Annotated in this window: 11 protein-coding genes; 4 read left to right on the forward strand and 7 right to left on the reverse strand. The window is 57.0% G+C overall.

What is annotated here, in order from left to right:
- The first annotated feature begins 1 nt into the window (after position 1).
- The 3 genes from ACMGGS_RS07105 to ACMGGS_RS07115 all read left to right on the forward strand — a co-directional run bounded on the left by ACMGGS_RS07105 (position 2) and on the right by ACMGGS_RS07115 (position 3,237).
- A complete protein-coding gene (locus ACMGGS_RS07105) occupies positions 2–1,042 on the forward strand; it encodes an ADP-ribosylglycohydrolase family protein (RefSeq protein ID WP_414165551.1) in 1,041 nt (346 codons plus the stop codon).
- A gap of 63 nt (positions 1,043–1,105) precedes the next feature.
- Positions 1,106–1,828, forward strand: coding sequence for a GntR family transcriptional regulator (locus tag ACMGGS_RS07110; RefSeq protein ID WP_414165552.1), 723 nt, complete (start codon positions 1,106–1,108; stop codon positions 1,826–1,828).
- A 104-nt stretch (positions 1,829–1,932) separates the two neighbouring features.
- Positions 1,933–3,237 (forward strand): SLC13 family permease, encoded by a 1,305-nt coding sequence (locus tag ACMGGS_RS07115; protein WP_414165553.1) that lies wholly within the window; start codon positions 1,933–1,935, stop codon positions 3,235–3,237.
- 277 nt (positions 3,238–3,514) lie between these two features.
- Here the strand turns inward: ACMGGS_RS07115 and tpiA are convergent, their stop codons facing one another.
- Complete coding sequence (gene tpiA / locus ACMGGS_RS07120) at positions 3,515–4,282, reverse strand: triose-phosphate isomerase (RefSeq protein WP_414165554.1); 768 nt, start codon at positions 4,280–4,282, stop codon at positions 3,515–3,517.
- A gap of 107 nt (positions 4,283–4,389) precedes the next feature.
- Positions 4,390–4,986 (reverse strand): DUF1454 family protein, encoded by a 597-nt coding sequence (locus ACMGGS_RS07125; RefSeq protein WP_414165555.1) that lies wholly within the window; start codon positions 4,984–4,986, stop codon positions 4,390–4,392.
- Positions 4,987–5,097: 111 nt separating this feature from the next.
- On the opposite strand from ACMGGS_RS07125, the gene ACMGGS_RS07130 reads away from it, so the two are divergent.
- Positions 5,098–5,517: a DUF805 domain-containing protein gene (locus ACMGGS_RS07130; RefSeq protein WP_414165556.1), complete on the forward strand. Its 420-nt coding sequence runs from the start codon at positions 5,098–5,100 to the stop codon at positions 5,515–5,517.
- Here the strand turns inward: ACMGGS_RS07130 and fpr are convergent, their stop codons facing one another.
- The 5 genes from fpr to spoT all read right to left on the reverse strand — a co-directional run bounded on the left by fpr (position 5,518) and on the right by spoT (position 12,316).
- Positions 5,518–6,264 carry a ferredoxin--NADP(+) reductase gene (fpr, locus tag ACMGGS_RS07135; RefSeq protein WP_176917062.1) on the reverse strand — a complete coding sequence of 249 codons (747 nt, stop codon included), beginning with the start codon at positions 6,262–6,264 and terminating at the stop codon, positions 5,518–5,520.
- A 95-nt stretch (positions 6,265–6,359) separates the two neighbouring features.
- Entirely contained in the window at positions 6,360–7,370 is a 1,011-nt protein-coding gene (glpX, locus tag ACMGGS_RS07140) for a class II fructose-bisphosphatase (protein ID WP_414165557.1), read from the reverse strand.
- Between the two features lie 65 nt (positions 7,371–7,435).
- Positions 7,436–9,517, reverse strand: coding sequence for an ATP-dependent DNA helicase RecG (recG, locus tag ACMGGS_RS07145; protein WP_414165558.1), 2,082 nt, complete (start codon positions 9,515–9,517; stop codon positions 7,436–7,438).
- Between the two features lie 3 nt (positions 9,518–9,520).
- A complete protein-coding gene (gene trmH, locus ACMGGS_RS07150) occupies positions 9,521–10,210 on the reverse strand; it encodes a tRNA (guanosine(18)-2'-O)-methyltransferase TrmH (RefSeq protein ID WP_414165559.1) in 690 nt (229 codons plus the stop codon).
- Between the two features lie 3 nt (positions 10,211–10,213).
- A complete protein-coding gene (gene spoT, locus ACMGGS_RS07155) occupies positions 10,214–12,316 on the reverse strand; it encodes a bifunctional GTP diphosphokinase/guanosine-3',5'-bis pyrophosphate 3'-pyrophosphohydrolase (RefSeq protein WP_194207586.1) in 2,103 nt (700 codons plus the stop codon).
- Positions 12,317–12,324: the final 8 nt, after the last annotated feature.

Raw genomic sequence — 12,324 nt, forward strand, 5'->3', positions numbered from 1 at the left:
CATGCACGTTGATCACAATAAAATTCTGGGATGTCTGGTAGGTGCCGCCGCGGCGGACGCGATGGGTGCCGCAACAGAAGTCCGGACTCAGCAGCAGATTAAGGACTACTTTGGCGGGTGGGTTACCACCTTTCAGAAACCCCCGGCAGATACCTTCGGACGTTGCAACGACGCAGGAATGTGTACCGATGACTTTATCCAGGCGAAGTACATCATGGAGGCGCTATTGCGCCATCAGCGTGCCGTCAGTGATGAGGCGATGCGCGAAGCTTTCCAGCAATGGCTCGATTATCCTTACTACGCCAACTTTACCGGCCCGACGACGCGGGCGGCGATGAAAGCCATTTTTAACGATAATCGCGCGTCACTGCAGGGCGAGCTGGAGGGGGAAAAGCAGTCGGTACAAATCATCAATAAAGGCAACGCCGAGGCGACCAACGGGGCGGCGATGAAAATCTGGCCTGCGGCGGTGCTGCATCCCGGTGATATTGACGCAGCGATCCAGTGCGCGCTACAGATTTGCCGTTTCACGCACAACAACGTGCTGGCAATGTCAGGCGCAGCGGCAATGGCGGCGGCGACCAGCGAAGCGTTAAAAGCGCAGACCAGCGCCGACAGTATCATTGCGGCGGGAGTATATGGCGCGCAACGGGGATACCTGCTTGCGCAGGAGCAGGGCGCGATGATGGTTGCCGGGCCATCGGTTGCCCGGCGTATTGAACTGGCCGTTGATATTGGTAAGCGGCATCGTCACTGGGAAACCGCGATCGTGGACATCGCCGATATTATCGGCTCCGGGTTGCACGTCAGCGAGGCTGTCCCGGCAGCCTTCGGTCTGTTCGCATGTTGTCCGGATTCCGCCGTTGATGCTATTATCTCCGGCGTTAATATCGGCAATGACACCGATACTGTCGCCACGATGGTTGGCGCAATATCCGGCGCATTCCACGGTGTGAACGCCTTTCCTGCCGATTATTTAACAACCGTGGATCGTATGAATCATTTCGATTTGACAGAACTGGCCAGACAAATCGCAGGGTAGCGTCGTCATCCTGCCGGGGACGGAAAGATCGTCCCCTGTTGGCTGAGACATGAGGTAGACAGCTTGCAGGTTGATAAAACGAGTTTTACTCCGCTTTATAAGCAGTTGTTTTTTATCCTCTGCCAGCAGATCCAGAACGGCGCGCTGCCTGTCGGTCACCAGTTACCCACGCAAAAAGAGATTGCCCGCACTTACAATGTTTCGCTGATCGTCGTGAAGCAGGCCTGGAACGAACTGATTAACGCGGGGATTATTACTTCGCAGCGCGGCAGCGGTTCAATAGTCTGCGCCGAACCAGAAGGGGTGAGCTACGGCCATACGTTTCGCGGCATCACCAGTGATTTGCAGGATGCCAGCGTCGCCGTCGAAAACCGTATTCTGGAGATTGCCCCGCGCCGGGCGCGTGATGCCCAGGCGGATGGTTTGAGTCTCCCTGCGCATCATCATTATTTTTATATTTCGCGCATTCGTTATCTGAACAATCGTCCGTTTAACCATGAGAAAATTTATCTCGATCTCAGCTTTTTCCCCGATCTCGCCTTAACCGCCGATGCGCTGGAGCGTACTTCGCTCTATTCCCTGTTGCAGGTCACCAGCGATTCGGCGATTGAAAAAGTCGAGGCCATTTTACCTTCTGCGGAATTATGTGAAAAACTACAGATAGCCGCCAATAAACCGATCTTATCTGTGGCCAGACAGACCTTTATGGCCGGGGCCGACCGGCCTTTTGAATACTGCCGATATTACGTATTATCAGAGTACTTCGGCGAAATTCACTATCATTAATCCCTGTAATAAACGTCCGTTACGTAGATAGCCCCACCAACTCTGGCGTTTACTCGCGCTGCCGGTCCCCGTATCCTTGTTGAAAAAAACATCAGGAGACAGGCATGTCGCTCTGGCTTACCCACCCGCTGTTCCTTCCGTCCGTGGTCGTTGGCATTACCATTTTACTCTGGGCGACATCGCTGCTGCCGGAGTTCATCACCGCGCTGCTGTTTTTTGCCGTCGCGATGATCGCCAAAATTGCCCCGCCGGAGGTGATTTTCGGTGGCTTTGCCTCGTCGGCCTTCTGGCTGGTGTTCAGCGGTTTTGTGCTGGGCGTGGCGATCCGCAAAACGGGGCTGGCGGACAGGGCTGCACGGGCGCTATCGGCGAAGCTGACCGATTCCTGGCTGCTGATGGTGGCGAGCGTGGTGCTGCTCAGCTATGCGCTGGCGTTTGTGATGCCGTCCAATATGGGACGTATCGCGCTGCTGATGCCGATTGTGGCGGCAATGGCAGCTCGCGCGGGCATTCAGGACGGCAGCCGCGCGTGGTGTGGTCTGGCGCTGGCGGTCGGCTTTGGTACCTTCCAGCTTTCCGCGACCATTCTGCCCGCCAACGTGCCAAATCTGGTGATGAGCGGCGCGGCGGAAGGCGCGTATGGCATCCATCTGAACTACGTGCCCTATCTGCTGCTGCACACCCCGGTGTTAGGGATTCTTAAGGGGCTTATCCTGATCGGCCTGATCTGCTGGCTGTTCCCCGGTAAGCCGCAGCCGCCGCGTGAAGTGATGCCGTCTGCGCCAATGAGCGGCGAGGAAAAACGCCTCGCCTGGCTGCTGGCGGTGGTGCTGATGTTATGGGTGACTGAGAGCTGGCACGGTATTGGCCCCGCCTGGGTTGGGCTGGCGGCGGCCTGCTTGACGCTGCTGCCGCGCGTGGGCTTTATCAGCGGCGAAGAGTTTGCCTCCGGCGTCAATATGCGCACCTGCTTTTACGTCGGTGGCATTCTGGGGCTGGCGCTGACCGTGACGGAAACGGGGATTGGCGGCGCGGTAGGGGATGCGTTACTGCACGTGATGCCGCTGGATCCGGCGCGGCCTTTCACCAGTTTTCTCGCGCTGACCGGGATCACCACCGCGCTCAATTTTATTATGACCGCCAACGGTGTGCCGGCGCTGTATACCACACTGGCGCAGAGCTTTTCTGATGCGACAGGTTTTCCGCTGCTCAGCGTGATTATGATTCAGGTGGCGGGATACTCGACGCCGCTACTGCCGTACCAGGCGTCGCCGATTGTGGTGGCGATGGCGCTCGGCAAGGTCCCGGCTCGCGCAGGAATGCTGCTGTGTCTGGCGCTGGCGGTGGTGACGTATCTGCTGCTGGTGCCGCTGGATTACGTGTGGTTTAACCTGCTGGGGAAACTGTAGATGTGAATGCCCGGTGGCGCTGCGCTTACCGGGCCTACAGGGGTACGATTACGTGCACCCATCGTAGGCCGGGTAAGATGCTTTAGCATCGCCACCCGGCATTAACGTGACGTTAGCCGCTGCCCGGTGGCGCTGCGCTTACCGGGCCTACAGGGTGCGATTACGTGCACCTGCCGTAGGCCGGGTAAGATGCGTCAGCATCGCCACCCGGCAGGTCTACCACCGGTCGTAGGCCGGGTAAGGCGAAGCCGCCACCCGGCACGCACGACAACCGCGGTTACGCCTGTTTAGCGGCTTCGGCTGCTTTAACAATCACCGCAAAAGCGTCAGCTTTCAGGGAAGCGCCGCCAACCAGCGCGCCATCAATGTCCGGCTGGGTGAACAGTTCAGCCGCGTTAGACGCGTTTACGGAACCGCCGTACTGAATAATAACCTGCTCTGCCACTTTCGCGTCAGCTTTGGCAATGTGGTCACGGATAAATTTGTGAACCGCCTGCGCCTGCGCAGGCGTTGCAGATTTGCCGGTACCGATAGCCCATACTGGTTCGTAAGCGATAACCACGCCTTCGAATGCCGCTGCGCCCTGAGTTTTCAGCACCGCGTCAATCTGACGAGCACAAACTTCTTCCGTTTTGCCCGCTTCGTTTTCGGCTTCGGTTTCACCGATGCACAGAACCGGAGTCAGACCCTGCTCTTTTAGCACGGCGAATTTCTTCGCGATCAGCTCGTCAGATTCTTTATGGTAAGTACGACGCTCTGAGTGACCGATGATGATGTATTTTGCGCCGATATCTTTCAGCATTTCGGCAGAGGTTTCACCGGTGAATGCGCCGGACAGGTTCAGGTCGACGTTCTGCGCGCCCAGCACAATGTGGCTGCCCGCGGCGGCCTGTTTTGCCAGGTCGATGTACATTTCCGGCGGCGCGATCGCTACGCCGCAACCGGTCACGCCAGCCAGCTCTTTACGCAGGTTAGCCACCAGTTCGTTTACCATGTGGCGGCTGCCGTTCAGTTTCCAGTTACCCATCACTAGAGGATGTCGCATTTTAATTCTCCACGCTGTAAGCGAGTTAGGGAATATTGCCGCCCCTCAGGGCAGCATGGTCTGTGAGTCAGTATAGAGATTGATCACCCCAAAGGCTTTGCTTTTCGTCATTTATTGTCGCCTTCGTTGCTATCCGATAACGTCAGCTTAATCGGTTCAACGGCGAAGGTCAGCCCTTTTTCGCCGTTATCTGCCACGACATAGCGAATGGCACCGTCGGTTTCAGCGTAGTAATGCTGACCTTTCCCCGCCGTAAGCAGTTTTTGCAGTTTTTGCTGGCTTTGCGCTTTAGTCATTGTCGGGATAAACACGCGCAATACGGCGCTCATATACTCATGAGCTTTGACTCTAGCTGATTTTTGCTCCGGTCCCTGAATGGGAAGCCAGGTGATCTGCATGGATTTTATCTTCAGCGTACCGCGTTCTAGCGCGGTAGAGGCGTAAAGATTCTCGTTGATCTTACTGGCGGCGCGCGTCAAATTGACACGATCTTTCACGCCTGTAATCGCACGAAATTCATTGAGCGGCAGGGCGGGGTTGTCTGCGTTAAATTTTTCCCGAAACTGGCTGATGGATTGTTCGAACGCAGGAGAACCGGCCAGCAAATAGGGCGCGGTCACGCTGACAGGTTCTTCAGCCGACGCGGATGCGCTCACGGTGAAGCCCGCCAGCCAGAGTAAAAGCAGTGTTCCCCATCTCTTCATTACCATCGCCTTTTTACCAATCTGCTTCGATTAAAACGATAACCGTCGTACTTGTCAAAAACTGACGACTTCAGGGTAAACTACGCGCAATAACATAATAAGGAAGAATACATGACCCTACAGCAGTGGTTATTTTCAATTAAAGGGCGCACTGGACGCCGTGATTTCTGGATTTGGATCGTCATCTGGCTGGTGGCGATGTTTTGCCTTTTCACCCTCGCAGGCAGCAACCTGATCGATATGCAAATCGCCGCGTTTGCGCTGGTTTGTCTGCAATGGCCTACCGCTACCGTGGTGATAAAACGTCTGCACGACCGCGGTAAATCGGGCCTGTGGGCGCTGTTGTTTATTCTGGCGTGGATGCTGTTAGCGGGCAACTGGGCGATATTACCCGGCATCTGGCAGTGGATGGTGGGACGTTTTATTCCCACGCTGATGATGGTAATGATGTTAATCGAGCTGGGCGCGTTTATCGGCACCCAGGGCGAGAATAAGTACGGCAAAGATACGCAGGATGTTAAATTCCGCTGATCACCAGTAATGTTCAGCGGTCATATGGCCCGGACGACGGCGCAGGTGTTTGGCCATCTGCCGGGTATCTTTCAGCATCTGCTGCGTATCGCGCACCATCTGCGGGTTGCCGCACAGCATCACGTGGCTGGTTTCAGGAGTAAGCGGTAATCCAGTAGCCTCTTCCAGCGCGCCGCTCTCAATCAACGCCGGAACGCGCCCGGTCAGCGAACCGGCGACGGTTTCACGGCTGACCACCGTCTGAATACGGAGTTTACCTTCATAACGCCGCTGTAACTCCAGCATTAGCGGCAGATAGCTGAGATCTGCCGCATAGCGCACGGCATGTACCAGCACCAGATTCTCGAAACGCTCCAGGTCTTTACCCTCCTGCAAAATGGAAAGGTAAGGGCCAAGCGCCGTCCCCGTTGCCAGCATCCACAGCGTCTGGCAGTCGGGCACCTCTTCCAGCACGAAGAAACCAGCCGCCTCGCTGACAAGCTGAACCTCATCGCCAGGCTTCAGCGCGGCCAGTCGGGGGCTGAGCTTTCCTTCCGGTACGGTGACCAGATAAAACTCAAGATCGGGATTATGCGGGGCGTTGACGTAAGAATAAGCGCGCTGTACGCGCTCGCCATCGATTTCCAGTCCTAGTTTGGTGAACTGTCCGGCGGTGAAAGGTTGAACGGGAGCATGAACGGTGAGGCTAAACAGCGCATCGGTCCAGTATTCTACTTTGGTTACTTTGCCTGTTACCCAGTCCGCCATGATGATCTCCTCTTGGTTTCGTTACCTTATCTTCGTCGCTCGGCGTTAACATTTCCAGCCCCGTGAGGCTGGAAAGCTCTTCAGGACAAATATTTTCAGAGGATGTGACGCTGAACGTCGGAATCTTTACGATCCAGATAGTGAATAGACTTGATGCGGCGAATGGTGCGGGATTTACCGCGGATCAGCAGTGTTTCGGTGGTCGCGATATTGCCCTTGCGGCTTATCCCTTCCAGCAAATCGCCTTTGGTAATGCCGGTGGCGGAGAAGATCACGTTGTCGTTACGCGCCATATCGTCAAGGCGCAACACGTTTCCGGCCTCGATCCCCATCGCCTGACAACGCGCCAGCTCGTTTTCGCCGATGCGACGGTTCTCTTCGCTGTCGCCTTTAACATGATGACGTGCCAGCAGGCGACCGTTCATATCGCCGTCCAGCGCGCGGATCACTGCCGCCGAGACCACCCCTTCCGGCGCGCCGCCGATGCCGTACAGCACGTCAACTTCGCTATCCGGCATACAGGTTAAAATAGACGCCGCCACATCGCCATCCGGAATGGCAAACACGCGCACGCCGAGTTTTTGCATTTCGGCAATGGTCTCGTCATGACGTGGTTTGGCAAGAATGGTCACGGTCAGTTCGCTTAACGGTTTGCCAAGCGCGGCGGCGATGTTACGCAGGTTATCGGCCAGCGGCAGATTGAGGTCGATAGCGCCTTTTGCGCCTGGACCGACAATCAGCTTTTCCATATACATATCCGGCGCGTTCAGGAAACTACCTTTATCGCCGACCGCCAGCACTGCCAGCGCGTTCGCCTGGCCCATGGCGGTCATCCGGGTGCCTTCAATAGGATCAACCGCGATATCCACCGCGTCACCCTGGCCGGTACCGACACGCTCGCCGATATAGAGCATCGGCGCTTCGTCGATTTCGCCTTCGCCAATCACGATGGTCCCGTCAATATTGACCTGATTAAGCATAATGCGCATGGCGTTAACCGCCGCGCCGTCAGCGGTGTTTTTGTCGCCGCGTCCTAACCATCTATAGCCTGCCAGCGCCGCCGCTTCGGTGACGCGCGAAAATTCGATTGCCAGTTCCCGTCTCATTACCAACTCGTTTAAGCAGAAAAATTGCGCGCAGTTTAGCACAACCCTGATTCAGGTAGGGTTATCTACGCATTCGAATAACGTTCCGTTTCCGGCATCCAGCGTTCAATTAACGCAACCGCCTGCTCCGGATAACGTTCGTGAATATGGCGAGCCAGGCGCTGAACTTCGGGGATCATGGCCTGATCGCGCAATAAATCCGCCACCCTGAATTCGGCGTTACCTGTCTGGCGGGTGCCCAGCAGTTCGCCCGGCCCACGGATTTCTAGATCTTTTTGCGCGATGATAAAACCGTCGGTGCTGTCGCGCAGTACCTGTAACCGTTTTTGCGCAGTTTTGGACAGCGGCGATTTGTACAGCAGCACACAGTGGGAGGCCACCGCGCCGCGCCCGACGCGACCCCGTAGCTGGTGAAGTTGCGCCAGCCCCAGACGCTCCGGGTTTTCGATAATCATCAGGCTGGCGTTGGGCACGTCCACGCCCACTTCGATAACCGTCGTCGCCACCAGCAGATGCAGCTCGCCCTGCTTAAAGGACTGCATGACGGCTTGCTTCTCAGCCGGCTTCATTCGCCCGTGCACCAGACCGACGTTAAGCTCCGGCAGCGCCAGCTTTAGCTCTTCCCACGTCGCTTCTGCCGCCTGCGCTTCCAGCAGGTCGGACTCTTCGATCAGCGTACAGACCCAATAGGCCTGACGCCCTTCATCCGTACAGGCGTGGCGCACGCGATCGATAATCTCACTGCGCCGGGTATCCGGAATGGCGACCGTGGTGACCGGCGTGCGGCCAGGCGGCAGTTCGTCAATCACCGAGGTGTCCAGATCGGCGTAAGCCGTCATCGCCAGCGTGCGCGGGATCGGCGTGGCGGTCATGATCAGCTGATGGGGATGAAAACCCTGTTGCTGGCCTTTTTCCCACAGCGCCAGCCGCTGATGGACGCCGAAACGATGCTGTTCGTCGATGATCACCAGCGCGAGGCCGCTAAACTGTACCTGTTCCTGGAAGATGGCGTGGGTGCCGACCACCATTTGTACCTGACCACTGGCAATCGCCTCCTGCTGAGCAAGCCGCGCTTTGCCTTTTTGCTTGCCCGCCAGCCAGCCGACGTTAATGCCGAGCGGTTCAAACCAGCTGCGGAAATTGTTGGCGTGCTGTTCGGCGAGCAGCTCGGTCGGGGCCATCAGCGCCACCTGCCTGCCGTGCGCGATAGCACGCAGCGCGGCGAGGGCGGCGACCAGCGTTTTGCCGGAGCCGACATCGCCCTGCACCAGGCGCATCATCGGAAAATCCAGCGCCATATCATGTTCGATTTCCGCCACCACCCGCGTCTGTGCGCCGGTCGGTTTAAAGGGCAGGGAGGCGAGAAAACGGTGTTTTAACTCATCCTGCGGGCTGAGCGGCTGTGCATGATAGCGCTGAGCGCCTGCACGTAGCGCCAGCATGCTGAGATTGTGCGCCAGCAGTTCTTCAAGAATAAGCCGCCGCTGCGCCGGGTGCTGGCCGGTTTCCAGATCGGCCAGTTGCAGTGACGGTGGTGGGCGATGCAGGGTGCGCAGCGCTTCCGGCAGCGTCATCATCCCCTGCGCCAGCTGCGGTGGTAACAGCTCGGTAATTGCGCAGGTATCCAGCAGATCCAGCGCCTGATCGGTCAGCTTGCGCAGCGTCGCCTGTTTCACGCCTTCCGTCGTCGGATAGACCGGCGTCAGCGTCTCCTGGAGTTCCGGCGTGCTGAGATCGCCCTGTACGCGGTACTCCGGATGGATCATCTCCGCGCCGTACTTCCCGCGTTTTGCTTCCCCGTAGGCCAGCACGCGCCGCCCGGTGGCGAGGCTGTTTTTCATCGCCGCGTTGAAGTTGAAAAAGCGCATGGTCAGAATGCCGGAGCCGTCGCTGATCTGACAGGTCATCATCCGGCGACCGCCGAAGGTGATATTGCTGTTCAGCACTTCGCCTTCCACGGTGGCGTAAATACCAGGGAGCAACTCGCCGATAGGATAAAGCTGGGTGCGGTCTTCGTAGCGCAGCGGGAGATGTAAAAGGAGATCCTGAACGGTATGCAGGCCAATCTTTGCCAGTTTGCTGCTCTGCGCCGCGCCGACGCCAGTCAGGGAGCTAAGCGGGATGGCGTCCAGCAACCGGCCCTGCATGTTTTAGCCTGCGGCCTGCATGGTTGACCACCATGCGGCGTCTGCATCAAGTTCGCCCTGCTCGTTGACGCGCGGATAGGGCAGGCCCTTGCGCTTTGCGACGCGAGCCAGTACCGGATAGCCGCCTTCAAACAGCAGGCGCTGCTGTTCTTCTTCCGGCAGGGTGCTGTTTTCACGCAGATACATGCCCGCGTTTTGCCGCTGGCGCTGCGCTTCATAGAGGATCAATGCGGAGGCGACGGAGACGTTAAGCGACTGCACCATGCCGACCATTGGAATGATGATATCCTGGTCCGCGAGGGCTAACGCTTCCTGAGTAATCCCCGTTTTTTCCTGCCCCATCAGGATGCAGGTCGGCCGGGTATAGTCGATTTCGCGAAAATCGACGGCCTTGTCGGAAAGATTGGTTGCTAAAACCTGCATACCGCAGCCTTTCAGATGCGTAACGGCATCACCAATGGTGCGGTGAGTTTTGACCTCAACCCAGCTATTACTGCCTGCGGCAGCGGAAGCCATCGTGCGCATGCGGTTGCCCGGCCAGACGGCGTGAACTTCATGCACGCCGATGGCGTCAGCGGTACGGATAATCGCCGAGACGTTATGAGGTTTATGCACCTGCTCCATGCACACCGTCAGATCGGGCTGACGTCTGGCGAGCATCTCGCGTATACGCGCATAACGTTGTGGATTCATACGCTAATTTCGGTTACGGGTGACTTTAATGACGTCCGGCATCACGCGAATTTTGCGCATAATATTCGCCAGTTGCACGCGGTCACGCGCGGTCAGGCGAATAAAGGCGCTGTAGACGCGGCCATCTTTCTCTTCCGTGTTCAGGCTCTGGATATTTGAGGACGCCGTGTTGATCGCCGCCGTCAGGTTCGCCAGCGCGCCCTGATGGTTAAACATATCCACTTTGATCTCGGTGATAAACTCCTGCTCGGTCTCTTTATCCCACTCAACCGCCATAAACTTCTCCGGCTCTTTCTGGTAGCCGCGAATATTTCGGCAGGATTCATGGTGAATGACCAGACCTTTACCGGGGCTGACGTGCGCGATGATCGGATCGCCAGGGATCGGACGGCAGCATTTGGCAAACGTGATCAGCACGCCATCTGCGCCTTTGATCGGCAAATGCCCGCTGCTCGGTTGAAGGGTTGTCGCATCACCCTGCTGGAGATTTTTCGCCACCACCACGCTCATTGCGTTGCCCAGACCGATTTCCGCCAGTAAATCATCCAGCGAAGCAAGCTTCATGCGGTCAAGCTCACGCTGAATACTTTCCTGTGGGATCTCAGCCAGCTTGCGGCTGCCGCCCAGCGCGTGATTGAGCAGACGTCGGCCAAGGCTCACCGAGTCGTCGCGCTTGAGATTCTTCAGCAGCTGGCGAATTTTGGCGCGTGCTTTCGAGCTGACGACAAAGTTCAGCCAGGCCGCGTTAGGACGTGCGCCCGGCGCGGTAATAATCTCTATCGTCTGACCGCTGGTGAGCGGCTGCGACAGCGGATACGGCTGGCGATCCACACGCGCACCGACGCAGGCGTGACCGATATCGGTATGTACCGCGTAGGCGAAGTCGACTGGCGTCGCACCAGCAGGAAGTTCAACAATACGGCCTTCCGGCGTGAAAACGTAAATCTCATCGGGGAAGAGATCGGATTTAACGCTCTCGATAAATTCAAAGGAGCTACCGGCGCTTTGCTGAAGTTCAAGCAGGCTTTGCATCCAGCGCTGGGCGCGGATTTGCGCCGTGGTACTGGTTTCACCGTGCTCTTTATAAGCCCAGTGTGCCGCGACCCCCATTTCCGCCATCTGATCCATGTCTTCGGTGCGCACCTGCACTTCCACCGGTACGCCGTGCGGGCCGATCATGGAGGTATGCAGAGACTGATAGCCGTTCGCTTTCGGAATGGCGATATAGTCTTTCATGCGGCCCGGACGCGGTTTGTACAGGCTGTGCATCTGGCCCAGCACGCGGTAACAGGTGTCGGCATCCTGAACAATGACGCGGAATGCGTAAATGTCCATGATCGAGTGAAAACGCTGCTCTTTAAGCACCATTTTGCAGTAAATCGAGTAAAGATGTTTCTCACGACCACTCACGCGACAGGGAATACCGGCTTCCTGTAAACGGCCTTCGATTTCAGAGAGGATTTTCTGGATCATCTCTTTACGGTTGCCGCGCGCGGCTTTCACCACCTCTTTAATCACGCGATAGCGGTTCGGATGCAACGCTTCAAAGCCCAGCTCTTCCAGCTCGGTTTTGATGTGATGGATACCTAAACGGTGCGCCAGCGGACTATAGATCTCGAGGGTTTCACGGGCGATGCGGCGACGCTTGTCCGGGCGTAAAGCTCCCAGCGTGCGCATATTGTGAGTGCGGTCAGCGAGTTTGATAAGAATGACGCGGATATCCTGCACCATCGCCATAATCATCTTGCGAAAGTTTTCGGCCTGCGCCTCTTTCTTGTCGCGAAATTTAAGCTTATCCAGCTTAGAGACACCTTCCACCAGCTCGGCAACGCTTTTACCAAACAGTTGTTCCATGTCCTGATAGGTGGCGGGGGTATCTTCAATCACGTCATGCAGCAGCGCAGCCATTAACGTTTCATAGTCGAGTTTCATCTCGGCCAGAATGCAGGCTACCGCCACCGGGTGCGTGATATAGGGTTCACCGCTTGAACGTGTCTGCCCCTCGTGAGCGTCACGTGCAACGAGATAGGCCTGCCGAAGACGCTTAATCTGGTCTTCCGGCAGGTAGTTTTGAATCAGCTGATTCAGGCTTTCAAACAGATACAAGGGCGACC

Origin of the sequence: Superficieibacter sp. BNK-5, assembly GCF_047456055.1 — a bacterium.
In the GTDB taxonomy this organism is placed as follows: Bacteria; Pseudomonadota; Gammaproteobacteria; order Enterobacterales; family Enterobacteriaceae; genus Superficieibacter.

Bases quoted from the DNA above. Each gene is read 5' to 3' on its own strand.
- ACMGGS_RS07115 (WP_414165553.1), top strand. From the start codon at position 1,933: ATGTCGCTCTGGCTTACCCACCCGCTGTTCCTTCCGTCCGTGGTCGTT.
- glpX (WP_414165557.1), bottom strand. From the start codon at position 7,370: ATGAGACGGGAACTGGCAATCGAATTTTCGCGCGTCACCGAAGCGGCG.
- ACMGGS_RS07130 (WP_414165556.1), top strand. From the start codon at position 5,098: ATGACCCTACAGCAGTGGTTATTTTCAATTAAAGGGCGCACTGGACGC.
- tpiA (WP_414165554.1), bottom strand. From the start codon at position 4,282: ATGCGACATCCTCTAGTGATGGGTAACTGGAAACTGAACGGCAGCCGC.
- recG (WP_414165558.1), bottom strand. From the start codon at position 9,517: ATGCAGGGCCGGTTGCTGGACGCCATCCCGCTTAGCTCCCTGACTGGC.
- ACMGGS_RS07105 (WP_414165551.1), top strand. From the start codon at position 2: ATGCACGTTGATCACAATAAAATTCTGGGATGTCTGGTAGGTGCCGCC.
- fpr (WP_176917062.1), bottom strand. From the start codon at position 6,264: ATGGCGGACTGGGTAACAGGCAAAGTAACCAAAGTAGAATACTGGACC.
- ACMGGS_RS07125 (WP_414165555.1), bottom strand. From the start codon at position 4,986: ATGAAGAGATGGGGAACACTGCTTTTACTCTGGCTGGCGGGCTTCACC.
- trmH (WP_414165559.1), bottom strand. From the start codon at position 10,210: ATGAATCCACAACGTTATGCGCGTATACGCGAGATGCTCGCCAGACGT.